A 26099-nucleotide genomic window follows, 5' to 3' on the forward strand; every position below is an offset into this window, starting at 1 on the left:
TCGATTTTTAGGGGATTGGGGTAAACGCTGAAAGGGTACAAGAAAGCAGGGGAAGCGGCAATTTTCCTTTTCCCCTCGCTCACTTTATGACGGACTCCGTGCGCTGATTTTCGCCGACAATTTTTCCCGCACTGTTTTTTATCGTAAACCGAATCGACACGTCATCCTGGCCCGCGGGCGTGGCCGTCAGCGTTTTAATCATCGTTCCCGAGTCTGCTGCGATCGTCATCGTCGTCGTGCCTTTTGCCAGCACCTTATCGCGCTGGGTGATGCGCCAGCTCAGACGGCATTCGCGGCACGGTTTCCAGGTGTCGTTAATGACCCACAGACGCACGGTCGCCGCCGCCCCGGATTGCCACTGCGCGGTGACCGGCTCAATGGATGGCAGAACAGGCTGGTACGCACGTTGTAGCGCGTAAAACCCGGCCTTAGGTTTACGCAGGTAGTCCACCACGCCCCAGTTGATGGAGGGCCAGGTTTCCACGAACATGAAGTGGAACAGGGCCGTCACCGGCTGGTAGCGCTGTCGGCGATAGCTTTCTGCCGCCGTGGCCACCAGCTGAGACTGGTACGCCTGAGTATTGCGAATCATCGCCTGAATGTTCTTCCCGCGCGGAATACCGGCAAACTTAAAGGTCTGGAAGGGCTGAAAATTATGGTATTTCCAGACGGTCCAGCCGGGATCGTCAGCGGCGGTGGTTTTTGGCCAGAGGGACGCCGCCGGGATGATGGTTTTTAGCGTTGACAGGCGGGGAAGCGCCTGCGCGCCGAACTCGGTAATGATCCCCGTTTTGGCCGGCGTCAGCAGGTCGCGCACGGTGCCGAAGTACCAGCCCGCCCAGTAATGCTCCTCAACGGCGGAAAAGCGATGCACGATGCGGGAAGTATCTTCGGCAAGCGTATCCGCTACCTGCTGCGTGAGCTCGCGATTCAGATCTGTATTCCAGTCCGGGAAGCGTTTTTCCATCCACGGTGAATTCCAGGGCGGTTCGTTATGCCCGCCCCAGACGATGATGGCGGGGGAATTGCCAAACTGTTCGATCATCTCCTGCGTCTGGCGAACCGCGTTTTTCGTAAAGGCGTCACGGCTGTCGTAGCCCCACTGCAGCGGGACGTCCTGCCAGATCATCATTCCCATCTCATCGGCAACGTCATACAGCGCGCGCCCGGCAACGTGTCCGTGCACGCGTATGGCGTTAGCGTTCATGGTCTCCACCAGACGAAGATCGCGACGGTATTTTTCTCGCGTCATGGTGCTGAGCCAGGGGGAACCGATGTAATTACTGCCCTTAATAAAAAGGCGTCTGTCGTTAATGAGCCAGCCTTTATTGTCGGGCTGCTCAACGATTTTGCGCAGCCCGGTGCGGGTCACCGCAGTATCCATCAGGCCGTTTTCATCGCGCAATGCCACGCGAATGGTATACAGGTGCGGTTTCCCCGTGCCGACCGGCCACCACAGTTTTGCCTTCGGCATGGGCAGCGTCACCTGCACGGAATGGGCGCCGCTTTCGAGGGTAACCGGAAAGTCAGCCTGATAGCGCTTGCCGCTGAAATTGGCGGGCGTGGCGGTGAGCCGCACGGTCGCCGGGCCCTGACCGAGCGCGCGATAGCGTATCTCCGCCTTTAGCGCCGGACGAGTCAGCCCCTGCGTCCAGTCGGGCCGCAGGATGGTCTCATCAAGGGTAGCGCCCCGGCTAAGATGCAGCCTGACCGGTGCCCAGATGCCCCCCGAGTTGGCGTCCTGTCCTTGCGGCGACCAGGCCCCACCGGGACGCGTGTCATGCTGGTTAAGGATCCCCTTCATGAGCGTTTTATGCAGCGGCCAGACCTTAGTGGGATCTTCGTAAGGGCTGTCGACCCTGACCACGAGCTGGTTGTGACGTTGTAACGCTGAACGGGCATCCAGCGAAAAGCGCTGAAAATAGCCCTCATGCTTGCCCAGCGGCTGGCCGTTCAGCGTCACCTGTGCTAGATAATCGACGCCGTCAAACACCAGGGTACTCATCACGTCGGGGGGCTGCACGGGCAGGGAAAACGCGTGCTTGTACCACAGCGCGCCCTGGTGATCGTACCCGGCGCTGTACCAGTTGGCAGGAACTTGAAGCGGGCGCCAGCCTGATGCAACAGGATGTGCGCTGTCATTGGCATCCTGAACCTGCCATTCTCCAGCCAGAGACCAGCTGACCGGCGCAGAGTTCGCCACCGTGTGGGGGGCCAACAGGGCAAAAAGCAGCGCGCAGTTGCGAGTCATCATGCGTTTACCCCGCGCGCGGTGAGCCATGCCGTCAGGCGCCGCGATTCCTGGCGAAGGTTTTCATTCAGGGCTGCAAGCTGTTGCCTATCCAGCGCATGCGCGTCGCTTTCCAGCACCTGTAGCTGCTGTGCGAGCGTGCTGAAGTCCAGGGTGACGGCTTCTCCCCGCAGCTTGTGGGCAGCGCGGCGCAGCGCGTCGCGGTCGTCGCTGTCGATAGCCCGGGTGATGGCCTTCATGGCCTCCTCCAGCCCTTCGCCAAACAGGGCCAGCAACTCCTGCACCAGGTCAGGGTCGTCAGCACACTGCTTCAGCAGGCGTGCTTCATCCGGAAGACCGGAGGAATCTTCGTGGCGCTGGAGCACGCGAGCAATCTCTTCAGCGAGACGTTCCTGGCTGATGGGTTTAGCAATGTAGCCGTCAAAACCCATGTTAAGACAGCGCTCTTTGTCCCCCTGCATGGCGTGTGCGGTCATGGCGACGGTGGGCTGAGCCGGGCCAGGCCGGGACCGTTCTTCTTCACGCAGCAGGCGAATGGCGGTCTCACCGTCCATCTCTGGCATCTGAAGGTCGATCAGCAGAACGTCCCACGCGCCTGCGCGCCAGCTTTCCAGCAGCGAGACGCCATTATCGACGATCTGACAGGTGTGCCCGAGCCGCTCAAGCAGGCGCGCGGCGACCTTCTGGTTAACCAGATTATCTTCTGCCAGCAGGATCCGCAGTCCCGTAGCCCCTGGCGAGGCGACAGGCGCGGGCGTGCTTTCACCCACGGGTGCCGGCGAACGTTCAAACGCGGCGGCAATCGCCTGATGTAATTCATCCTGGGCGATAGGCTTATGGAGATAGTTCTTGATCCCGATCCGCTTCAGCATATTGATATCAAAATGTCGGCTCATGGAGCTCAGCATGATGATATGGCTCTCAGCAACTTGCGGCAGAACTGAAAGCTCAAGGGCTAGAGACACGCCGTCCATATCCGGCATCTGTGCGTCCAGCAGGATCAGCGGCCATACTGTTCCAGCTTTAACCCGGGTGATGGCCTCGCTGGCGTTGTTGACGCAGGTGGGTTTCAGCCCCATCTGGCTGAGCATCGCTGCCAGCAGCCGCAGATTGGTCTCGTTATCATCAACTACCAGCACGGGGTCACCGTTAAAGCGATGGCTATGTGGGCGCTCGCCAGGCGCCAGGGTCTGTGCCGCCAGCGGCAGCGAGAACGAAAATTCGCTGCCTTTTCCCGGATCGCTGGAGACCGTTAATTCGCCCCCCATCGCCGCAACCAATCGCGAAGAGATGGTTAGCCCGAGCCCCGTACCGCCATAGCGGCGTGTGGTTGAGTTATCCGCCTGGCTGAAGGCTTCAAAAATGGCCTTCTGCTTATCTGCCGGTATGCCAATGCCGCTGTCGCGCACGCGAAAACGCCATCGATTCTCGCTATCCCCGGGCTCAACAACCAGGATCACTTCTCCCTGATGCGTAAACTTCAGGGCGTTGCCCAGCAGATTGGTCAGGATCTGGCGCAGTCGCGCGCCGTCGACCAGCAGCACGTCGGGAACGTCGGGCGCAATATCAACCAGCAGCTCGATGCCTTTTTCGCTCGCCCCCGGCATGTGCGGGCGAATAAGCGACTGAATGAAGGGGCGGACAGGCACAGGGTCCGTCTCCAGCGCCACTTTGCCAGCTTCGATACGGGAAAAGTCGAGAATATCGTTGATGATATGCAGCAGAGACTGGGCAGAACTCATCACCAGCGTCAGGTAATCGCGCTGATCGGCACTGAGAGACGTATCCAGGCAGAGCTGGGTCATGCCAATAATGCCGTTCATCGGGGTACGAATTTCATGGCTCATATTCGCCAGGAACGCGCTTTTCGCCTCATTGGCTTTTTGTGCCTCAAGGGCCGAGGCGAACGCCTGAATTTCAGCCTCTTTGCGCCGCGTAATATCCTGCAGCGTGCCAATAACGCGCTCGGCGTTTCCCTCAATGGAGAGCGTGACCACCTGGCCTGACAGCAGCATCCAGCGCAGTCCTTCGGTAGGATGATGTACGCGAATTTCACATTCAAAGACCGGACGGTGATCCTGCTTCGAAGCGTGCAGCGCCTTGCGCAGCGCTGCGCGATCGTCCTCGTGGACCTGATTGAGCAGAAAACGCACCGGATATCGCCACTGTGTGCGCGACTGGCCCAGCATGGCAAGCAGAGTGTCGTTCACCTGGAGCGTGTCGCCGGAAACCAGCCAGTCCCAGATCCCGATATGAATGGATTCCGCCGTCAGCAGAAAGTCGTCATGCAGCTGGTGGCGCGCGCGCTGCGCTTCATCCAGCTCCGTAATATCGCTGTGCAGGCTGACAATACCGCCGTCCGAAAGCCGCTGATGCTGAACGAAGATCCGCCGCTGGCCCGCCTGCCGCACTTCGCAGTGTTTATCCTGCCGACAGTTGCGTACCACTGACTCGCGCAGCGTCTGGCGCAGGCCGGGGTCGACGTTGTAAACGGCATCGATAAAGCGTTCCGCCAGCGCCTCAAGGGTCGTTCCTACCTTCAGCCACGGGGTAATGACCGGATAAAACAGGGCCACGTTGTGATTCCAGGCCTGAAGGCATTCATTACGGTCATAAATCATGACGGCGGCCGGCAGCGCGTTAAGATCGTACGTGAATGTGCTCATCGTGATCCTCCCTACGCGCGGTAGTGCAGTTCTGCCTGTCGGCGAAGGTATTCCAACCCGGGCGCGATCGCCATGGCCCAGGCCGTCAGGATCTCATCGTCGCACTGCGGATCGCGCAGGCTCACCGCGTTCAACATCGCTTCGCGCCACAGGGCAAAAAATCGCGGGGGGAGGTGGAGACCGTCGTCACTTTGCTCCCGCGCCAGGCGTTCGAGAAAATCAGGGACAATCAGGGCACCGTCCACCGCAAGCATGGCGAAGAAACTTTTAAACAGGGTCTGCTGACCTTCCCGATCCGGCAGACGAGAAAAATGCGCTTCAGTTTCGGGTGACATGTGGACGAAGGCGTCATAGAACGTCTGAAAAAACGCGGTTTTTTCATTATTCGGAAAGACGCGGTTCAGGCTGGATTCAAACAGATCGCGATAAAACTTCACGGCGTCCTCCTTAGGGTGCTTTCGCCCGGCAGACAGTGCCCGATGGGCGTGTATTCCTCTGCCAGACGGCGTGAAAAATAGCTCTCTTTCTTCGACCGACGCACGTCAAACAGCGGCCTGGCGTTGTGTTTAAAGAAAAGGGCTTCCAGAACCGTGGCATTGGTAGAGAGGGTTAACGCAGCGTTGGTATCGCCCGTGGCTTCCTGACGGCCCTCGTACCAGCCTTTCTGCGGATCGTTAAGGTGTTTTGTAACCGTCATCAGCACGTCGGTGTACGGGGTGTCCCACAGGGCCCACAGAGCAAAGACTGCTTTGGTCGATACCTGCGCGAAACGGGTGTAGTCCCGGCCATCGTCGCCGACAGAGTTCCAGGCATAGCCATTTCCCCAGACGGTATCCTGAATATGCCAGGGCGCCTGAGAGAGCGAGAAATCCGCCCTGGCCGTCAGGATCTTATCGGTCTCCCAGCGGGTCTTCTGGCTTAGCCAGACGTTTTCGGCCTGCTTGCGCAGACGCTTTTGCAGATCGGCCGCAACGCCTTCGGGCTCCCAGCCAAACTCCAGGCCCGGCAGCATATAGGGAAGGGTGGTAATCAGGGAGGGCTGCCACGTGGTGCGCGGATCCCGGGCATCCACGGCCAGCCGCCGTTGAGAGATGATGACGTGGTTCATCGGCGGCGTAAACGCTTTATCCGGGGAAAAACCCCATAGATGAAACGCCGTCGCGGCGTATTCGCTCTCGCCCAGACGTAGCTCTTCCCGGACCACCGGCTGGCCATTTTGCAGCGAAGATGACCACAGTTCGCCTTCACCGTCGATGACCGGGCAGAAATTCCAGCGCAGGATAATTTTATCGAGGTATTCACTGTACTGCGGCTCCCGCTCAGCGGTGAGGCGCAGGGCGAGCATCAGGCGAGCCATATCGCGTGCGGACCAGCCATCTTTGACGGGGTTGCCGCTAAAATCGAGCGGCGCCGCCGTCTGGCTGGAATAGAGTCGGCCCGGCGTCCGGACCTCGGTCAGCGTCAGGCGGTTAAGGGTGCCCATTAGACGGGTTAAACGAGCGTCATACTCGGCGTCATCAATTAGCCCCAGCTCTTTCGCCGCCAGCAGGGCGATAAGCGTATCGCCCATTTGCCAGAGCGTGACGCGGGGCTGTTTGTCGCTCCCGTTGACCAGCCCCGTTTGCGGCTGGGTATTATTGACGAAATAGCGCCAGGCGGTTGCCGCCCATTTCTGTTCTTCCGGCGTCAGGGCAGAGATACGCGCGCTGGAGTGCCAGCCGCCGTTGATGAGCCAGCGCCAGCCTGCTCCCTGATGGCCAAACAGAGCAAAGATGATCGCGCCTGCGAGGAGTAATCCCGTGAGCCCTCTGGCTATGGTTTTAAGCATTGCGCAGTCACCGGTGGCAGTTTAACGGGCTCGTCCACGCTGCATGACGCGCACTGACAGGCCTGACAGGCGGGTTTAGTACGCTGCGTGACGCCGGTCCGGTCGCACCAGCTTTTTACGGCCGGCGTGCTGCTCAGGAACGGGCGGTTGCGCTGCGCGTTGTTCTCTTCAAACTGATCGAGCAGATTTTGATCCCACAGCGACGGGGCAAAATCCTTGCTCTTCGGGTTGTCGGTGTTAAAGGCCAGCAGTTTTCCCTCTTTTTTGAACAGCAGGGCCTCCAGCATGATGCCGTTATTGTTCGCGGTGAACTCCTTGATCGGCCCGTCACCGTTTTCATACAGCCCTTCGTAGTAGCCTTTTCCCTCTTCGTTGGCATTCTCAATGGTGTTCAGCAGGCGGTCGGTATAGGGGGAGTTCCACAGCACCCACATGCCCAGCGCAGCCTTAAGCGATATCGCGGCAGCGTTAGGGACGAACTGGCCCTTATCGGTAATGGTGTTCCAGTTGTACCCGTCGCTGAAGACGGTGTCATAGACGAAGTAAGGGGCTTTATCGAGCTGGTGCTCAGATCGCGCGGTGAGGACGCCGGTAATGGTATAGCGGTTCTCCTGAGCCTGATAAACGCGGTCAGCAAAGTTTTTCATCCACGTCAGGGAGTAGTCGCGCGGGGCGTTATCCCGGTCGGTCGGTTTATCAAAGCCGAACTCCAGCCCGTAGAGCAGGTAGGATTCCGTCACCACGTAGTTATGCTGCGACGTGTTGCGCGGGTCGCGTGTATCGTACGGGACCAGCACGCAGTAGATTTCGGCAAGCTCGTAAGGCTGCGGACGGCTGGCTTTACAGGTATTAAACCCCCACAGTTGGAAACCGGCCGCGCCGTACTCTTCATAGCCCAGCCGACCTTCCTGAACATATTTCGGCTGGCCGTTCTCCAGATAGGCGCCGTACAGCGTGCCGCAGGGGTCGATCGCGTGGCTGAAATCCCAGCCGAGCACCACGTTATCAATGCTGTTGCCGTACTCCGGATAACGCTCTTTGATGATTTTCAGCCAGACCAGCATTCGCCCGATATCCAGCGCCGAGAAGCCAATTTCACCGGGCTTGTTGGTGTAGTCCACTTTCTGGCCGCTGATGGTGTTATATGCCTTGTTGGGCAGCTCGTTGCGGAACAGTACCAGGGTGTTTAATGTGGCGAGGAATTTTAGCATCCGGCGGTCAAATTCCGCTTTATCAATGATCCCCAACTCGCGCGCCGCCGTCAGGGCGGCCAGATAGGAGGCGCTGTCCCACATGGTGGTGGAGGGGTATTTGTTGACCGCATTCACCAGGCCCGTCGTGGGCTGATAGTTGGAGACGAAATACTGCCAGGCGTTTTTCGCGATGGTCATCTCTCGGGCGGTCAGCTCGCCGCTACGCGGGGAGTAACCTGATGCAGGAAGCTCGGTGTCCGCACGCACGGTCGATAAGGCCAGCCAGAAGATCGTTATTCCCGTGAGCAGGTGGAAAAGGATCGGGGATCGTGACTTCATGGCGTTGCTCCTGCTGAGGGGGAAGTGTAGAGGCAGGCCAGACAGAGCATCTGGCCATGCGCGATGTAAGACAGACTTTCCAGCACAATGGCATTGGTATCGGCGTCTACGACGGCATTGACGCTGTTGTTGAGATTTAACCCGCGCTGCCAGCCTTTACCCGGCACCTGAAGCGGCAGAACCTGCTGGCGCAGCGCTTCGCTCCAGCTGTTGCGGAACAGGGCGTACCAGGCAAACGCGGTGCGTGTGGAGGTAATCGCCACCTTCTCCGGCACTTCGTCGCGCAGGTTGCGCGCCTGAACCGGCTGCCTGTTAGGCAGATCGTTAACATAATCCGGCGCCGGTTCGGCATAATCCGTGCTGACCGGCGGTTTTGGGGTACGCAGGCTATGACGCCGCTGTTGGATCTGCATAATCCGCCACGCGATTTCAGCGCTCTGCGCGTCAAAGCCCAGCTCAAGGCCGGTTAACAGATAGGGGAGACTGATCAGGGAGGTTTGCTTGCCCCAGGGCGTGCGTAGCCCTTCATCCGGCACCATCACGCCGTCCAGATCGATCATCTTTTGCCCTTCAGGCGGGTTGGTCACCGCGAGGCCTGCCGCGCTGTCAATTAAGCGCAGCGTATGGCTGGCATAGAGCCTATAGCCAAAGCTGTCCCGCTGTTCGTCATCGGTCAGCGTCCAGTGATGGAGCGGCACCGCAGCCTGGCTTTGGGTGTTATTTTCAATCAGCGCCGCGGTGCGCCACACGCTCAACAAATCGCGGATGGCCGCCGCGTGCTGCGGATAGCGCCACAGCAGGGTCTGTAATGCCGTCAGCAGCCGGCTCAGACCGATTGCGGAGACGTCAGGTTTGCCCAGAATCTTGAGTGTGTCAGCATGGTAATACGCGGCAGGGAGGCCTCGCTCGTTGAGCGGCAGCTGCCCCAGCGTAAACAGGGCCGTGCTGACCCTTTCGTCAAACTCATCGGTGGAAATAATGTTGAGCTGCTGTGCGGCGGCAGTCGCAAACAGATAGCTCCCCACGCTCCATAGACTCAGCCACGGTTCACCGTCGCTGGCGTTCGCCAGGCCGTTTGGCTGGGTATTATTCACGTAGTATTGCCAGGCGACCCGCGCCCAGATGGCTTCTTCATAGGTCAGCGCCCGTTTCGCAGGCAGCGGTGGGAAGTCTTTACTGAGCGCGATGCCGCCGCTGCTTTCCACACGCGTGGGCATCTGTTTCTCCACCCAGACCACAATGGCAAAGCCGAGCAGGAACCCGAGCAAAATGGTGAGGTAGCTGCGAGCGGGCAGCAGGGCATCGCGTATCCTCATTGGGTGACCTCATCCTCTTCAGCGGGTGTCCACATGGCCGCGAAAATTAGCGGCAGCATGGCGGCGATGTTCACCCCTCCCCAGAAAATATTGATGACGTAGCCGGAGGGGTCGTCCACCTGTCCACGCGCCACCTGGATACCGCCCCAGACGAGTCCTGTCAGGGTCAGCACCACGATGGCTATCTGCGGCTTCACCAGATAGAGAAAGCGGCCCGTCTGCCGCTCTTTTGGCGTAACGTGAAATTTGATCTGCTCGCCCCGCAGCACCGTATTGAGCGCGCGCAGGTTCATGGAAAAGAAGGAGAGGTAGGAGGCCCTGCCGTCCCAGGCCGAAATCCCCCATGTCCCGAACATAAAGGCCAGTTCAGAGAAAATAAAAAACGGGAGAAAGTGGAGATAAAACGGCGTCGACCAGGCGGATACCGGCGGAATGCCGGTGAACAGATAAATTATGGGTGAAATCAAAAACACCGTGTTCCACACGCAGGCCATGTACGACCAGAAGGTGGTGGCATACATCAGCGTCTGGGGTAGGGAAAGCCTGAAGCGGCGACGGCTGAAGATGTTGTCATGGAACAAAATATCCAGCGAGCCGGCGGCGTACTTAAAGCGCTGGATCATCCAGGTCAGCATATCCTGCGGAGAGAGCATCTTCGACTCCACCCGCGGGTGCATGACTGAGCGCCAGCGTCGCGCGGCGTCACCGTGCAGTAGCACCGAGGTGTAAATATCTTCCGAGACGTGGAATTTGTAGGGCGTTAGCTCAGTGTCAAACGCCACGTGCGGGCGCATTGCCTCCTGCAGCGCTTCCCGCGTTTCGTCATCGCGAATATCGCGCGTATGGCGATGGATCTCCTCTTCGACGGACCAGACATAGCTGCGCAGCGCGGCCTGCATGACCGCTTCGCGACGGTGGATGGAGGCCGCGCCGCAGCAGAAAGCCGCGTTCGCCCAGTTTCGCCGCCGCAGGATCACGTCATAGAACATGCGTGGATCGTTAAAAAACGGGTCGCGGCCTATCGTGACCGGGCCAACACACTTTTGAATCAGCCAGCCCAGACCGTAGCCCACTTTTCCCGCTTTCCGCTGGCCCCAGCGTGACAAATTCTCACCTTCCGGAAGATCGAAGAACCACTGCGGCGTCTGCACCCAGGCCACGTCCGGATCGCGGAAATAGCCCAGCGTATGGCTGAGCAGGGTGGGAAATACCCGGGTGTCGGCGTCGCAGATGACAATAAAATCGCCGTCAGTTTGCTCAAGGCCATTACGCAAATTACCGGCCTTAAAGCCGATGTTGGTCTGTCGACTGATGTAATTGACGCCTTCCTCATCACAAACGGCTTTCATCTCCGGGCGACGGCCGTCATCAAGCACGTGGATCCGGTAGTCAAGCGGGAACGGGTACGCCATCTTAAGGGCGTCGCGAATGGATAACCTGACCAGTTCGGTATCTTCCGAGTAGGTGGCAATGAACAGATCCACTTTTACAGGACGAGGTTCTACGGCCTCTTCTGGCGACAGGCATTCGTTAATTTCGCCAGGCGGCGGGCACTGGGGAGGATCCTGTTCTTTCCATAAATTGATGGTAAACAGCACGGTGCCGATCCACGCCAGCGTTTCGGCGAGAACCAGCGGTATGGCGTACCATAACGCGTCCGTATTCAGGGAGGAGGTCCAGCGCCAGTAAATATAATTGGCGCCCAGAATAAGCGCCGCGACCGCTAACACCTGCCAGGTCATCATTACCCAACGCGGTGTTGTTAACGGCTCCGGAGGACGACGATGTTCAAAACGGGAAAAATAAAAATCCATAGTTCCGGCGTTCCTGATTCCGTGAAAATGCAGACCCATTCTGCTGCGCAGACAGTTGCAAAAGAGAAAGAAAATAGCGATTAAACAAGATTTAAGATAAGTGTAGAACGCCGAATAAAAGTGTCCAGCCGCGTTTTTATTAATATGTAGCAGGGGTTAATTCAGCTTTAATTCTGCTTAATATGTTTCATCTGTCGCCGATAAATTGCAGTTACTATTCCTTTAGGCTATCTACTTTATTTAGACCTTAATGTTCGTTTTCAGGCAAAGGACACCCTATGAGCCATGTTGCGCCGTCCATCGCGCAAGAAGATGCCGCTAAATCAATAGCATGGCGTTATTCCGTTGCAGGTGCCCGGGATCTGAGAATTGACTTTATGCGCGGCATTGCCCTCGTCATGATGGTCGTGGCGCATACGGAGGTAATGTCGGTATTTAATATATTCTCCTGGGAGCGTTTTGGGTTAACAACCGGTGCAGAAGGCTTTGTCATTCTCTCGGGGTTTATGCTGGGAATGCTGAATCGCGCGCGTCTGCAAAAAGTGGTTTTACTCACGGTTTCCTGGGGGCTTTATCTCAGGGCGTGGAAAATATATCGCGTAAATATCATTGTCATAGTGTCATTTATTCTTCTGGCCTATATCCCACATATTAATATTTTCGAGGTTACCCATTTTACCGACCGTTTTTCGGGGCAAAGCTGGTCGCTTTATCCTGTTACGCCGCAGATTAAAGAGACCTGGTTCAACATTATTCTCTATTTGCAGATCGGCCCCCATCAGACGCAAATTCTGGGGCTGTATATCTTTTTGCTGCTCTTTAGCCCCCTTTTTTTAGGGATGTTGCAGAAAGGGAAAGTCTGGTGGCTGTTAGGGCTGTCGCTGCTGGTGTACGGCCTGTGGCAACAGTGGCCGCTTCGGCTGACCCCGTCGGAGTTCGAATTTGCCTTTCCGCTGCTGGCCTGGCAGTTCATCTTTGTGCTGGGCATGGTCAGCGGCTGGTATAAAGCCGAACTGATCTCTTTCGCACGCACGTCAGCAGGTAAAGTGGTGGTGGTTGCGCTGGTGATGGTGGCGCTCATTCTGGGGTTCGTCGCACAGAACCATACCAACCCGTTTATGCCCCCCGCGCTGCTGATGCACCTGATTCCACCGGACAGCTTCAATACCTTTTATCACACCTGGGCGGCGAAGAATGGGCTGGGCCCGGTGCGGGTGCTAAACGATATCGCCCTGATGGTTACCGTCTACCTGGTGCTGACGTATTGTTGGACGCCGCTCAACCGCCTGCTGGGATGGTTCCTGATCCCGCTAGGCCAGCACTCGCTTTATACCTTTATTTTGCATGTGTACGTAGTGCTGCTGGTGAGCCAGTTCATCACCTTCGACTTATGGCGTCACGCCTGGATAGAGAACACGTTAGTGCATGCGGCGGCACTGGGTATTTTGTGGCTGATGGCAAAATACGACGTCGGCGCACGCTGGATACCTAACTAAGGATGGCGGTTATGCGCGAAAAATGGCTTCTGGCGGGCGTGCTGCTCGCCGCGATCCCCGCCGCAGAGGCGGCGCAAAGCAGTGATAAAGAAACCCTGCGCGATAAGAACGGTGAACCCGTTCAGGCAGGCGTGTTTACCAGCCGGTGGGGGCGTTTGTTCTCGGGAAATGACAAGAAATTCTCTGGTGCCCTGAGCTTTAGTTCAGGGCTGAAAGAGCAGATGGTGAGCGTGCCCAATAGCTCGGACAGCGCCGCGCAGGAGAAAAAAATTAACCAGACGCTGAATCTGAGTCTTCAGTATTCCCCGTACAGCTTCTGGTTTGCCAACATTACCTCCCGGTTGCCCGTCAGGGATACCAACCGCTACACCGCGGACTTTCGCTATAGCTTCGGCTATGACGACTGGCATGCAAATACGTTTAGCCTGGTTTACGGAAACTACGGCGATAACCACTTCTGGACGTCGGGTAGCAGGAGACATACCTATTTCGAACAGGGTGCATTTACGCTGGCCTATAAGTTTTCCTTGCCCAAACCGATAGAAAATTCGCTGCTGATAAACAAAGGGGATTCCATTATTTGCCAGGTCGGGTACAGCTGGGTCCCGCGCTACTACGATCTCAGCAGCGATGACATCCGCAAAAATAAAAACGTCATGCTGGGCGGCTGCGGCTACACCTTCAAACAACATTTCTTCGTTCGTGCGACGGCATTCTGGTTTCCGGACAGCAGCCAGCAGCAGCCCTGGAACGGCGATTACAGCTACAGCTTTGGCTACGCGGGCTATACGCCGGGATCGTTCTCTGTTCAGTACGCTAACTATGCGGGGACGCGCTATCCGGGGCACGGCAACGGTAACGCAAAATTCAGGGAAGGGACCGTGAGCCTCATCTGGTTCTTACCGCTATAGGAGGGATACATGTCGGCTCTGCACGTGTTAATTGTTGAGGATTCGCTGATTTATCGTCGTCTACTCTCCCGGATGCTCACCCAGTGGGGGTATCTCGTGAGCGAGGCGGAAAATGGCGTCGCCGCGCTGGAAATCTTGTCCAGTCAGCCGGTTAGCATGGTGATAAGCGACTGGGAAATGCCGGAAATGGACGGACTTACGCTCTGTCAGACGATCCGTAACCGTCAGTTTGGCCACTATGTGTATATCATCCTGTTGACGGCCCGCGAGAATGCCGGGGACTTGACGCAGGGGTTTGATGCCGGGGCGGATGATTTTTTAAGCAAGCCCGTTGAACAGGCTGAACTTCGGGCGCGGCTCCACGCCGGGGTACGTATTTTGACGCTGGAGGCGACTCTCGCGGCGCATAACAAGCGCCTGAGTGAAGCGTTACATCAGATTGAAAAAGATCTTGAACTGGCGGCGCGCGTTCAGCACTCGGTGCTGCCTTCACACCGCTTACGCTATGGTGACTACTTCTCCGACTGGCTTTTCCTACCGTCAGCCTGGGTCTCGGGCGATGTGTTCAATATCTTTCCGCTGGATTCCCATCTGGGATTCTATTGCGTTGATGTCTCGGGTCACGGCGTGGGGGCCGCGATGATGTCCCTCGCGGTGGCTCGCCAGTTTTTACATGGCCGTGTGGTGGATCGCTTTCTGTTTACCGATGAAGGCGGCATTCAGTCACCTGCGGAGGTCGTCAGGATGTTGAACAGCCGCTTTTGCAGTGAAGAGAGCGACATCACCAGTTATTTCACGCTCATTTACGGCGTGATCGATCCAGAGAGTGGTAAGGGGTTGCTGTGTCAGGCCGGGCATCCCACTCCCGTCATTGTGAACGCAGACAGCGAAGTCACGTCCGTGGGCGATGGCGGCCCGCCGGTCGGGCTGATCCCAGACCTGAGCTGGGAGGACGTCGCGTTTACCCTCAATCCGGGGGATCGCTTATGCTTATTCAGTGACGGTATTACGGAGTGTGAGAACGTCAGCGGCGAGCAGTTTGGCCCGCAGCGTCTCGAACGCTGGCTTCATGAGCATGCCCGGCTCCCGGTTGACCAGCTCCTGCCGCGGTTTGGTGACCACCTGACCGACTGGCGCAATGCAAATCGTGATGAACCCATCGCCTTAACCGATGACGTGTCACTGCTCGTGATTGAGCGTCAGGGAGAACAGAATGATTATTAACACCGAACGATTACCACATGCCAATATTCTCACCCCCGCAGTTCGGCGGCTGGATGCGTCCATTGCCGCGGCGTTTAAGGCCTCTGTCACGGAAGAAATTGGCAGCGATCGTAAAGCCTTAATTGTCGATTTTAGCAAAGTGGACTTTATCGACAGCAGCGGGCTGGGGATGCTGGTGTCGTTGTTTAAGCTGATGAACGGGAAAGGCGAAATGGCGCTTTGCTCCCTGAACCCCGGGATCACGAATATGTTCACCCTGACCCGAATGGATCGCATATTCCGCATCTATCCGGATAAAAACAGCGCGCTTGCGCAACTGGGGCAGTAGATGCAGACGCCGGAGCAGGCTGAATTTCCGGCGGCGATCGCGTCCCTGACGCCGCTGTCCGACTGGCTGTGCGTCAGGTTGAGCGCGCTTCCCGTAGATGATGAGTGGCGTTTCGCCTTCGATCTCGCCGCCTGTGAAGTGGCGACGAATATCATCCGCTACGCGCTTCACGAGGATAACTCGCGCGTCTTTCGTGTACAGTTCGACTTCCGCGGTAATGACGTCTGCGTTGTTTTCAGCGACGCGGGTGACGCGTTCCCGCAGGAGCGGCTTGAGGCCGCCAGGCGAGACCGTTTCTGCGAAATGTCGCCGCTGCTGGAGAGCGGCAGGGGGCTGATGCTCATTTTGCTGAGCGTCGATCGTTTCACTGTGAAACGCGTGGCGGGTGAAAATATCGCCACGCTTGAAAAGAAAATAAGCGTATGACCTGTGGGCCATACGCGCGTGATTTTCTCTATTTTTTAGCGGCAAACAGCTCCGGCGCCCACGGACGCGGATCCACCTCCATAAACGGCGCGCGCTCGAAGCGGTCCTTCAGCGCCCACGGCACCGTGCAGTCGAAGATCGTCTTGCAGGAGATGCCGTTGCCGCGAATCGAGGTGCTGTAATCCGGCGACTGGGACGGATCCAGCTGGTGGCCGCGGATCCCCGGAATATTGGTGATGCTGACATCACCCTGCATGCGCGTCGTCATCGCCCACAGGATGTCGTCGCTGTCGAAAATATCCACGTCTTCGTCGACAAGAATAATGTTTTTCAGCTCCGAGTAAGTGGCCAGGGCGATAAGCGCCGCCTGGCCCTGGCGTCCTTCGTCTGACGGCTGGCGTTTTTTCACCTGCAATATTCCGAGGAACTTGCCGCCGCCCGCGGTATGGGCATAGACGTTTTGCAGGAAGCCCGGAATCGCCTCTTCAACGGCATTACGGATGCTGGCCTCGGTCGGCAATCCGGCCAGCGTGGTATGTTCTTCCCCCGGCCCCACCAGCGTTTGCAGGATTGCGTGGTTTCGCATGGTCACGGCTTTCACTTTGATCACCGGCAGGGAGGGATTCGCCTCGCCGCAGTAGCCCGGGAACTCCGGCATCGCGTGGCCGGTGTTGGTGTGCTGATCCTCTCTCACGCGCACGCCCGGAAGCAGTTCGCCTTCGATGATGATTTCCGCCCGCGCGATGGCTTTCTCTTTGACCGCCACGCCCTGCACCAGCTCAACCGGCTGCTGGCGCAGCGCCCCGGCGACGCCCAGCTCGTTATAACCAAATGGCGTGGTGGGGGCCTCAAAGCACGCGCCGATATAGATGGCGGGATCGAGTCCCATGTTGATCGTCACCGGCAGCGGTTTTCCGGCATCTTCCGCCTTTTTGCGGAACACTTCGATGTGGCGCCCGGCGGCAAGGAACATGGAAAGCTCGTCGCGCTCCTGCACGCAGAGGCGGTGGATGGTGACATCCGTCAGCGAGCTGTCTTCCGGATCGCTTGCCAGCACCAGCCCCAGACAGAAGAACGGGCCAGCATCAATCGGCGTGTTGGTCGGAGCCGGAAGCAGCTTGCGCAGATCGAAGTCAGGATCGTCAGCGTAGAAGACCTGCTCCTGACAGGGGGCCTGTGTGGCCGGAACGACAACCGGCGCAACCGGCTTTTTCACCGCCTGGCCGACGTGTTTTGCCAGTTCAGAGGGCTCGCAGCCTAACAGAAGCGCCGCGCGCTCGCGGCTGGCGTGCATGCCCACCAGGATGCGGGAGTGCGGATAGCCCTTAATGCTGTTGAACATCATGGCCGGGCCAGTGCGGGTTGGGCGTTTAACCGTGCCGCCTGCGCCGATATGGCGATAGACACCCGCCAGCTCCGCGTTGGGATCGACCGGACGATCGGTTTCATGATACTGCCCTTCGTGGCGCTGCAGTAAGGCGATGGCGCTGCGGAGATCGTTAATCTTGTTTTCCATATTTTCCTCCCTTGGTTGAATACCTCCATTTTTATGGCAATGACCAATAGCATCAATTGCATCATTACTGTTAAATTGATAAGTAAATTTATATCAATATAAGGAGGCGTCTCGTGCAGTTTCGTCAGATACGCCACTTCATCGTCGTGGCCGAAGAGCTCCATATGCACCGGGCCGCCGAGCGTCTGAACATGGCGCAACCGGCGCTGAGCCAGCAGATAAAGGCCATGGAAGAACGTTTAGGCGTCACGCTTTTCAGCCGTGCGAATCGCCGCTTAACCCTGACGCCCGCGGGCGAAGCATTCCTGGTAAAAGCCAGGCTCGCCATCTCCCTCACCGAGCAGGCGGTGCTGGACGCCAGGCAAACGGCAAGGGGCGAGCAGGGGGTGTTAAACCTCGGGTGCGTGTCGAGCGCGATGTTCGACGGCAGGCTGCCCGCCGCGCTTCGCCAGATGCACAGCCGCTGGCCGGCCATTACCATGTCGCTGATGACGGGAAACGTGCAGACGCTCTATGCTGCCGTGCAGAGCAATCAGCTCGATGTGGCCATCATCCGCGCGCCGCTGCCGTCGCTGCCGGACGATCTGCAAAGTCGTCCGTTCACCTCGGAGAAAACGGTGCTGGCGCTATATCGTCAGCATCCCCTGGCCGGGTCCGCCGCGCTGACGCTTTCGTCGGTGAAAGACGAAAAATGGATCTCCCTGCGCGACCCAGAGGGAATGGGGCTGGAACAGTATTTCTATGACGCCTGCAGCGGGGCGGGCTTTCAGCCGGACGTGGTGCAAAACGCAACCGATGTGCCCACAGTGATAAGCCTGGTTTCGGCAGGGTTTGGGCTGGCGCTGTTGCCCGCGTCGGCAAAGGCGGTGAGCGTCGAGAATGTGGTTTACGTGGACATTCTCGACCGGCTGCGGGAGAGCGAACTCACCCTGGTTTGCCACCGGATTATTCGCTCAGAAGTGCTTAAAAAGTTTCTGGTTACCCTCGATCACACCTGACGTCCGGCGGCCCGCAGCAGCTGTTCACGCAGCCAGGCATTTGCCGGATCCTGGCTGTTTTTCGGGTGCCAGTACATGTTGATGGTAATTGGCTGGAGCGGCAGCGGCGGTGGGAAAATATCCAGCGTGCTGGCGAACTGTCGCAGCATCCGTTCCGGCAGGGTACAGACCAGGTCGGTAACGGCAACAAGCGGTGGCGCCATGGCGTAGCTCTGGGTGGACATGGCGACGTGTCGCTGATAGCCCAGCCCGGCAAGGGTTTGGTCGACAAAGCCGGTAAACGGATCTCCCGCCGACGACACCACCAGATGGGAAAGCGCGCAGTAGCTTTCCAGATCTAACGGACCTGTTCCGCGCGGATGGCCTTTACGCTGGGCGGTGGCAAACGCGTCGTCGAGGAGTTTGCGCCTCACCCAGCCGTCATGAGCGCCCGCGCTCACGCCGATGTAGATGTCCACATCCCCGTTTTCCAGCTGCTGCGGCAGGTCAGCCATCTCCGGCAGGGCGAAGCGCAGGCGGATGCCGGGGGCGTCGGTTCCCACCTGGTTAAGCAGTCCGGTACCGAGCATCAGCGCCGGGTTCTCATGCAGCGCGATAACAAAGGTCCGGCTGCTGGTTCGCGCATCAAATGCCGTGGGGGCAAACATCGCGCTGATGCCGCGCAGTACGTTCGCCACCTGCGGCTTGAGCGCTTCCGCTCGCGGCGTGGGTAATACCCCGCGTCCATGCGGGGAGGGAATGAACAGCGGTTCGCCAAACAGCGAGCGCAGACGCGCGAGACGGGCAGACAGCGCGGGCTGGCTGATGCCCAGCCGCGCGGCCGCATGGGTGATGTTCCTGTCCTGAAGCAGGGCGTCCAGCGTCAGGAGCAGGTCTATGTCCATGTCAGATATCCGCGTCATCGCTCTATTTCGCGCCGCTGGCGTCCCGGTTGGTATAGGTGACAGGGACCCAGGCATAGCCGCCGTTCTCGCCTTTCGTTACATAGCCGATGCCCGGGAAAGGCAGGTGCGGCGCGGCAATGAGATCTTTATTTTTCACAAAGTCAGCGAACGCATGCTCGCGAACGCTTGCCGCTTTGTTCTGATCTTCATCGTAGGTGATGGTCACCGCAGGCTGCGGGAACTGAACAGCCGCGGCATGAATGATGTCTCCGACAAAGGTGATCTTCTCGCCTTTGCTTGTCAGCGTGTAGAAGGCTGAGCCCGGCGTGTGTCCGGGATGAACCGTGCCGGTCAGCCCCGGGAGAATCTCCGATGTGCCGCTAAACGGCACCACTTTCCCCGCGTCAAGATAGGGTTTTAAGGTCTTCTGCGCGACGTCAAAGTAGTTCTTGCCGTAGCCGGTTTTTTTCTGATTGTCGTCGTTAAAGAAAAAGTCGATATCCGGTTTACCAACAAAAACGCGCGCGTTGCTGAACACTACTTTTCCATCCTTCACCAGGCCACCGGCATGATCGGAGTGGGCGTGGGTCAGCAGGACTTCAGTAATGTCCTCGGGTTTAATCCCCTGCGTGGCGAGGCTCTCAATCAGACGGCCGCCGTTACCGGGGCCAAAGAGCTGGCCCGAGCCGGTATCCACCAGAATTTTATGTCCGGGCATCGCAATCAGGAACGCGTTGATGGACACCTCTGGCGGGTTGGTCTGGAAATTTTTCGCGAGCAGCGCATCAATGTTTTGCGGCGTTGTCCTGCGCAGCAGCTTGTGCAGATCCTGCGCGACGGTCCCGTCGGTAAACGAGGTGACCAGAACGTCGCCAACCTGAACGCTGTATCCGCCCGCCGGTTGTTTAACGACGTGCTGAGGCGTCTCTGCCGAGGCCTGCAGCGCAGGATAGAAAAGCAGTGAACTGGAAATCAGCGTGGAAAGAGCAAGTTTTTTCACGGTAAGCATACGAGTCTCCTTTGAAAGCACTCATCTTACTTCTTCGTAAAATTATAAGAACCTGCCCAGAAATGATAGGACCTATAAACGGGATGGATAGTTAACCGAAGGGCCGGGAAGGCGGGGGATGCCTTTTCCGGCCCGTAAGACCTTATTTTATCAGCGGTGCGTTCCAGCTATCCAGCGTGGCTTTGGACCAGGCGCCATAAGCGGCATTAGGCAGCACAATCCAGTCGTTGCCGAAGTGTTCGGCGCTGGCTTCAACCAGCTCACGCTGCTGCTCGCTCGGCTTTTTGTTTTTAAACTGCACGGCGAAATCCGGCAGGCTGTCGCCGAACAGCATCACGATCTGCTGTTTTTTGAGGATGCTCTGGCGACGCTCTTCCTTGCTGACCGTATCCAGCAGCACGCTTTCGTCAGACACCTGCGGCAGGCCGAGAGCGTTTAACGTCTTCAGCGTGTCGGCTTTATTTTCCTGCATACGATCCGAAACGTAGTAGATCCGGACCTTGCTTTGATTCACGTGGTCAAGAAACGCTTTCGCCCCCGGGATTAAGCCGGGTTTTCCCTGCTTCTCCCAGTCGCTCCAGGTGTCCCATTGTGTATAGTCGTGACACTGCTCCGCGTCGCGCACCAGCAGAGGGGTGTTATCCAGCACCGTTTCGTCGAGGTCCATCACCACGGCGTAATTTTCGGGCGTTTTCAGATCCTTTAACTTCTCGTTGAAACGCTCGGTGGCAAACCGATAGGTTTGCAGCTGCAGGGCCATAATCTCTGCCGATTTCTGCTGATAGCGCAGCGCCATTTCGTACGCTTTGGGTTCACACAGGTCGCGCCCGGCAGCCGTCGCGGTTGCCGCTGCACTCAAAACAGGTAATGCCAGCAGTAATGCCTTAGCCATTGAATTCACGCTTTTTTCCTCAACACCCTGGTTAAAATCCCGAAAGCGTAATGAAATTCAATGACAGAAATATGACGGCCGCGTCGCTAGACCAGCATGTAATACCAGAACAGGGCGACCTCGTCTTTTTCCGGCAAGGCGTTGTAGAGATAACGGTCGTATCCGCCCAGGGTAAATCCGTAGTGACGGTAAAACAGACAGGCAGAGACGTTCACGTTTTGTGTTTCAAGCCGTAATCCCGGCGCGTTTACGCTGCGGGCCCAGACGTGGGCGGCGGCCATCAATTTTTGTGCGGCGCCGGTTCTGCGTTTTGTACGCTCAACGGCGATATAATCCACTGAGATAAATTTATTCCAGCCAATTGAAGCGGTAATAAATCCGGCTATTTCACCGTCATCCGTTTCCGCAACAAGAAATATGGCGTCCGGATTAACGCAGTGGTTTTCAAGCGTTTGAATGTCGAGTTCGTAGGTTTTTATCCAGGGCTCGGCGACGGCTTCGATATGCAAATCACAGTGGATAAAGGGCTCTCGCGCAATGTGGCTAATGGTGAAAGAAAAGTCACAACATTCAAGACGGACGAGGTCCGTATTTAATCCTTTTCGAATCTGCATAATTTTCCCGGTAGTGAGTTATTTCATAAAGAATAGACGAAGCGGTTAAATCCGCTGGGCTAACACACTTTTAATCCTGAACTAAGCTTGTACTTCGTTCCGCGTAAAATGTGGGTCATTCGAGGACAATGAATGGAATTCAGGACATTTCAAAAGCAGTGGGGTGCTGAGTTTATTTCCGATGACGTTGTACGTTTTCGCGTCTGGGCAGAAGGACAGAAAGAACTTACGCTACGTCTGGTCGCCGCCGACGTGCCGATGACGGCAACGGGCGACGGCTGGTTCCAGGCAGACGTCCCCGGCGTCACGCACGGTGCAGAATATCAGTTTGTTCTTCAGGACGGCATGGCGGTGCCCGATCCCGCCTCGCGGGCGCAAAAGGGCGACGTTAACGGCCCCTCGGTGGTGATCGATCCCCGACGCTACCAGCCGGTCAACCGCGACTGGGCAGGGCGTCCGTGGGAAGAGACGGTCATTTACGAACTACACATGGGCACCTTTACCCCGGAGGGCACCTTCCGGGCGGCCATCGACAAGCTGCCGTATCTGGCAGAACTCGGGATTACCCAGCTTGAAGTGATGCCCGTCTCTCAGTTTGGCGGTTCCCGCGGCTGGGGGTACGACGGTGTGCTGCTATATGCCCCACACTCAGCCTACGGTACGCCGGAGGATTTCCACGCGTTTATCGACGCCGCGCACGGGCTGGGGCTTTCGGTGGTGCTGGATATCGTGCTTAACCACTTCGGGCCGGAGGGGAACTATCTGCCTTTGCTGTCGCCCGCGTTTTTCGATGCACAGCGGATGACACCCTGGGGCAACGGCATCGCCTACGAGCGCGAGCCGGTGAGGCAGTACATGACCGACGCGCCGCTCTACTGGCTAACGGAATACCGGCTGGACGGCCTGCGGTTTGATGCCATCGACCAGATAAAAGACGGCTCCGACACGCATATTCTCGAGGAGATTGCCACCAGGAGCCGAGAGGCCATTCCGCACCGTCACGTTCACCTGACCACGGAAGACAGCCGCAATGTGATTTTCCTGCATCCGCGCGATGAACAAGGCAACGCGCCGCTGTTTACCGGCGAGTGGAACGATGACTTCCACAACGCCGCCCACGTGTTTGCCACCGGCGAGACGCATGCCTACTACCAGGACTTTGCCTTTGAGCCGGAGAAAAAGTTCGCCCGGGCGCTGGCGGAAGGCTTTGTCTACCAGGGCGAGGTATCTCTGCAAACCGGCGAGTCTCGCGGGGTGGAATGCCGCACGCAGCCACCGCAGTTCTTCGTCGATTTTATCCAAAACCACGATCAGACCGGCAATCGCGCCCAGGGCGAGCGGCTTATCTCCCTCGCGGGTGCCGACAAGACGCGGGTGCTGCTTGCCGCGCTGCTGCTCTCCCCGCATATCCCGCTGCTGTTTATGGGCGAGGAGTTTGGGGAAACGCATCCATTCCTGTTCTTCACCGACTTTCACGGCGAACTGGCAAAGGCGGTGCGGGAAGGGCGCGCGAAAGAGTTTACCGGTCATGCCGGGCACGATGAAACCGTCCCGGACCCGAACGACGTGAACACGTTTATCCGCTCAAAGCTCGACTGGCATAAAGTCGCCACCGACGAGGGCAAGACGTGGCTGCGCTACACGCGCCACCTGCTGACGCTGCGCCATCGCTATATCGTTCCGCTTCTGCATCCGTGCGGCGCCGTTGAGGGCCATGTGCTCAAGACCGCGCCCGGCATGGTAGCGGTGTGCTGGCGCTTTCCGTCGGGGACGCTCTCTCTGGCGCTGAATATCGGCATTAAGCCCGTCGCGCTGCCCGCTCTGGCGGGGGAGACGCGTTTTGCCTCGCCGGAAGTCACCGACGTATTACCGCCGAACGGTATTGTCGTTCGCTTTGCTAATGGAGAAGCATCGTTATGATCCCTTCCGCCACGTACCGAATTCAGTTCCGTAACGGCATGACGTTTGACCGCGTTGTGGCGCTGGTGCCGTATCTGAAGGACCTCGGCATCAGCCACCTTTACGCGTCGCCCGTGTTCACTGCCACGACGGGGTCCACCCACGGCTATGACGTAACCAACCCGAATGAAATCGACCCCGCCATCGGCGGGCGAGACGGGTTTGACCGCATGGCCGCCGCGCTCAAGCAGGCCGGCATGGGGTTGATTCTGGACATAGTCCCCAACCATATGTCCACCTCGCTGGAAAACCTCTGGTGGCGGGACGTGATTGAATATGGCCAGCAGAGCCGCTATTTCCGCTACTTCGATATCGACGGGTCGCGACCGCTAACGCTGCCGTTTCTTGGCGACACCTTTGAGGCGGAGCTGGAGAAGGGAGCTATCACGCTAAAACGTGACGCTGTCACGAAAAAGGCCGCGCTGGTCTACTACGACGCCGAGTATCCGCTCAACCCCGGCACGTACAGCGAGGAGAAGAGCATTGCGGAACTGCACGACGCGCAAAGCTGGCGGCTGATGTCCTGGCGGGAAGCGCCGAAGCAGCTCTCGTGGCGGCGCTTTTTTGAGATCACCGGGCTGGTCGGCGTTCGGGTTGAAGATGATGCGGTCTTCGACGACACGCACCGGCTGATCCTTGAGCTGGTCCACGCGGGCGTGGTGGACGGCCTGCGCATTGACCATGTCGACGGCCTGGCGGATCCGCTGGGCTATCTGCAGCACCTGCGGCAGGCCACCGGGCCCGACTGCTACATTACGGTCGAAAAGATTCTCGCCAAAGGGGAACAGCTCCCCTCTGACTGGCCGGTATCCGGTACCACCGGCTACGAGTTTATCGCCTCGCTGGCGGAAGTGCTGGTCGACGACGATAGCCTGGGGCGTCTGGAGACCATCCACGACGAGACGCTGGGCATCACGGTCGATCGCCACGCGGAACTGCGCGATGCCAAAGGCCTGATGGCCGATCGTAATTTTGAGGGTGAATTCACCGCGCTGCTAAACCTTGCTGAGGATCTGGCACGCCGTAATGAGGTTGCGCTGCCGCGCGAGGAAATCCGCCACGCGCTGCGTGAGCTGCTTATTGCCTTTCCGGTCTACCGCACCTATGGCACTCGCGAGGGATTAACCCCGCCGGACGTGGCGCTGCTTAACCGCGTGGTCGCCAGCGTGGAGACGTCGGAAGCGGCGCTCAGCCTGATTGTGCGCATTCTTACCGGCGACCTGCCGGACGGGTGCCGCGAGTCCGCCGCGCTTTTCAGGACCCGCTTCCAGCAGCTCACCGGGCCGCTGATGGCGAAATCCGTTGAAGACACGCTGTTCTTCCGCCACAACCTGGAGCTGGCGCTCAATGAAGTGGGGGCCGACCCGACGCCGCGCGCGTTTTCATTATCCCGCTTCCACCAGGAGATGCGTATTCGCCAGGCCCGTCAGCCCGACGCGCTGCTGGGCACCTCCACGCACGATACCAAGCGCGGGGAAGATGCCCGGGCGCGTCTCTATACCCTGACGGAAGCCCCGGAACGGTGGGGTGAAAACCTGGCCCGCTGGCGGCAGATGAACCAGACCCAGGTGCGTTTTCTCAATGACGGTACCGCGCCGAACGCCGCCGATACCTGGATGATCTACCAGGCGCTGGCGGGCGTCTGGCCCGCCACGCTGTCACCGGACGACGCCGACGGGCTGAAATCACTGGAAGAACGTTTCCTTGGCTTCCTTGAGAAAGCGCTGCGCGAGGCAAAGCAGCGCACCGACTGGATCGACAGCAACGAGAGCTATGAGAGCGTGGTGTTGAGCTATGCACGGCACCTGCTTTCACCGGACAACACCCTGTTCCTGCACGATTTCAGCGAGGCGATGCAGCCTTTTATCCGCGCCGGGCTGATGAACAGCCTCAGCCAGACGGTGATCAAGCTGACGGCGCCCGGCGTCCCGGATATCTATCAGGGCAGCGAGGCGCTTAATTTTAGCCTTGTCGACCCGGATAACCGGCGGGAGCCGGACTTTCCGGCCCTGGTGCAGAGCCTCAGTGCGGCGGATGCCGGGGTGTTTGACAACCCGGCATGCTGGCGGGACGGCAGGGTGAAGCAGTTCGTTACCGCCACGCTGCTGCGGCTTCGACCGCACTACGACGCGCTTTTCCGCTACGGCGACTGGCTGCCGCTTAAGGTCAGCGGCGAGCGCGAGGAGAACCTGATTGTCTATGCGCGCGTTAAGGACGACGAGGCGCTGATTGTCGCCGTGCCGCGTCTGGTTTTTGACGTCACCGATAATCATCAGCTTTGGGTCAATACCACGGTCATGTTACCCGACGAGCTGGCCGGGAAGCGCTATCGGGATCTGTTCAGCGGCGAAAGCCGCATGCTGCAAGAAACGCTGGCGTTAACGTCAGAAAAGGGATGTGTACTGGTTCTGCTTACCTGCGAATAATCGTGGAGA

The 26099-nt window shown here is 58.2% G+C and carries 20 protein-coding genes; 8 read left to right on the forward strand and 12 right to left on the reverse strand.

Features of this window, described 5'->3' with window-relative positions:
* Positions 1–79: 79 nt before the first annotated feature.
* The 7 genes from P349_RS15035 to P349_RS15005 are packed head-to-tail and all read right to left on the reverse strand — an operon-like array spanning position 80 to position 11407.
* The gene (locus tag P349_RS15035) at positions 80–2254 is read right to left on the reverse strand and encodes a glycoside hydrolase family 2 protein (RefSeq protein WP_032647839.1); all 2175 of its coding nucleotides are present in this window, start codon (positions 2252–2254) and stop codon (positions 80–82) included.
* A complete protein-coding gene (locus tag P349_RS15030; protein ID WP_032647324.1) occupies positions 2251–4917 on the reverse strand; it encodes a hybrid sensor histidine kinase/response regulator in 2667 nt (888 codons plus the stop codon). The genes P349_RS15035 and P349_RS15030 overlap by 4 nt, the downstream gene beginning before the upstream one ends.
* 11 nt (positions 4918–4928) lie before the next feature.
* On the reverse strand, positions 4929–5354 hold the full coding sequence (locus tag P349_RS15025; protein WP_028013202.1) for a hypothetical protein: 426 nt from the start codon (positions 5352–5354) through the stop codon (positions 4929–4931).
* Complete coding sequence (locus P349_RS15020) at positions 5351–6745, reverse strand: DUF3131 domain-containing protein (protein WP_032647323.1); 1395 nt, start codon at positions 6743–6745, stop codon at positions 5351–5353. The genes P349_RS15025 and P349_RS15020 overlap by 4 nt, the downstream gene beginning before the upstream one ends.
* The gene (locus tag P349_RS15015) at positions 6730–8277 is read right to left on the reverse strand and encodes a DUF3131 domain-containing protein (RefSeq protein ID WP_032647321.1); all 1548 of its coding nucleotides are present in this window, start codon (positions 8275–8277) and stop codon (positions 6730–6732) included. Before P349_RS15015 ends, P349_RS15020 begins: the two co-directional genes overlap by 16 nt.
* Positions 8274–9593 carry a DUF3131 domain-containing protein gene (locus P349_RS15010; RefSeq protein ID WP_032647319.1) on the reverse strand — a complete coding sequence of 440 codons (1320 nt, stop codon included), beginning with the start codon at positions 9591–9593 and terminating at the stop codon, positions 8274–8276. The genes P349_RS15015 and P349_RS15010 overlap by 4 nt, the downstream gene beginning before the upstream one ends.
* A complete protein-coding gene (locus tag P349_RS15005) occupies positions 9590–11407 on the reverse strand; it encodes a glycosyltransferase family 2 protein (RefSeq protein ID WP_032647318.1) in 1818 nt (605 codons plus the stop codon). The genes P349_RS15010 and P349_RS15005 overlap by 4 nt, the downstream gene beginning before the upstream one ends.
* A 278-nt stretch (positions 11408–11685) precedes the next feature.
* Here P349_RS15005 and opgC point away from each other — a divergent pair, with 278 nt between their 5' ends.
* From opgC to P349_RS14980, 5 genes are read left to right on the forward strand one after another with little or no spacing between them, the layout of a single operon-like run.
* Complete coding sequence (gene opgC / locus P349_RS15000) at positions 11686–12903, forward strand: OpgC domain-containing protein (RefSeq protein ID WP_032647316.1); 1218 nt, start codon at positions 11686–11688, stop codon at positions 12901–12903.
* Positions 12904–12914: 11 nt separating this feature from the next.
* Positions 12915–13814, forward strand: coding sequence for a hypothetical protein (locus tag P349_RS14995; RefSeq protein ID WP_081112037.1), 900 nt, complete (start codon positions 12915–12917; stop codon positions 13812–13814).
* Positions 13815–13823: 9 nt separating this feature from the next.
* Positions 13824–15038, forward strand: a complete 1215-nt coding sequence (locus P349_RS14990; protein WP_032647314.1) for a PP2C family protein-serine/threonine phosphatase — start codon at positions 13824–13826, stop codon at positions 15036–15038.
* The gene (locus tag P349_RS14985) at positions 15028–15366 is read left to right on the forward strand and encodes an STAS domain-containing protein (protein ID WP_032647312.1); all 339 of its coding nucleotides are present in this window, start codon (positions 15028–15030) and stop codon (positions 15364–15366) included. The genes P349_RS14990 and P349_RS14985 overlap by 11 nt, the downstream gene beginning before the upstream one ends.
* The gene (locus P349_RS14980; protein ID WP_032647310.1) at positions 15367–15792 is read left to right on the forward strand and encodes an ATP-binding protein; all 426 of its coding nucleotides are present in this window, start codon (positions 15367–15369) and stop codon (positions 15790–15792) included.
* Between the two features lie 28 nt (positions 15793–15820).
* Here the strand turns inward: P349_RS14980 and P349_RS14975 are convergent, their stop codons facing one another.
* Positions 15821–17308 (reverse strand): UbiD family decarboxylase, encoded by a 1488-nt coding sequence (locus P349_RS14975; RefSeq protein ID WP_032647308.1) that lies wholly within the window; start codon positions 17306–17308, stop codon positions 15821–15823.
* A gap of 113 nt (positions 17309–17421) precedes the next feature.
* Here P349_RS14975 and P349_RS14970 point away from each other — a divergent pair, with 113 nt between their 5' ends.
* Positions 17422–18306 carry a LysR substrate-binding domain-containing protein gene (locus P349_RS14970; protein WP_032647307.1) on the forward strand — a complete coding sequence of 295 codons (885 nt, stop codon included), beginning with the start codon at positions 17422–17424 and terminating at the stop codon, positions 18304–18306.
* Here the strand turns inward: P349_RS14970 and P349_RS14965 are convergent.
* The 4 genes from P349_RS14965 to P349_RS14950 form a co-directional block, all read right to left on the reverse strand.
* On the reverse strand, positions 18297–19208 hold the full coding sequence (locus P349_RS14965) for a LysR family transcriptional regulator (RefSeq protein ID WP_032647305.1): 912 nt from the start codon (positions 19206–19208) through the stop codon (positions 18297–18299). The two genes, P349_RS14970 and P349_RS14965, sit on opposite strands and share 10 nt — an antisense overlap.
* 4 nt (positions 19209–19212) lie before the next feature.
* Positions 19213–20199, reverse strand: a complete 987-nt coding sequence (locus tag P349_RS14960) for an MBL fold metallo-hydrolase (RefSeq protein WP_032647303.1) — start codon at positions 20197–20199, stop codon at positions 19213–19215.
* Positions 20200–20341: 142 nt separating this feature from the next.
* The gene (locus tag P349_RS14955) at positions 20342–21091 is read right to left on the reverse strand and encodes a 5'-nucleotidase, lipoprotein e(P4) family (protein ID WP_443112196.1); all 750 of its coding nucleotides are present in this window, start codon (positions 21089–21091) and stop codon (positions 20342–20344) included.
* Between the two features lie 86 nt (positions 21092–21177).
* Positions 21178–21705: a GNAT family N-acetyltransferase gene (locus P349_RS14950; RefSeq protein ID WP_032647299.1), complete on the reverse strand. Its 528-nt coding sequence runs from the start codon at positions 21703–21705 to the stop codon at positions 21178–21180.
* Positions 21706–21837: 132 nt separating this feature from the next.
* On the opposite strand from P349_RS14950, the gene treZ reads away from it, so the two are divergent.
* Positions 21838–23625 carry a malto-oligosyltrehalose trehalohydrolase gene (treZ, locus tag P349_RS14945; RefSeq protein ID WP_032647297.1) on the forward strand — a complete coding sequence of 596 codons (1788 nt, stop codon included), beginning with the start codon at positions 21838–21840 and terminating at the stop codon, positions 23623–23625.
* The gene (gene treY, locus P349_RS14940) at positions 23622–26090 is read left to right on the forward strand and encodes a malto-oligosyltrehalose synthase (RefSeq protein WP_032647294.1); all 2469 of its coding nucleotides are present in this window, start codon (positions 23622–23624) and stop codon (positions 26088–26090) included. Before treZ ends, treY begins: the two co-directional genes overlap by 4 nt.
* The last annotated feature ends 9 nt before the right edge of the window (positions 26091–26099 follow it).

The sequence above is a fragment of the Enterobacter sp. DC4 genome (genome assembly GCF_000568095.1).
In the GTDB taxonomy this organism is placed as follows: Bacteria; Pseudomonadota; Gammaproteobacteria; order Enterobacterales; family Enterobacteriaceae; genus Enterobacter; species Enterobacter pseudoroggenkampii.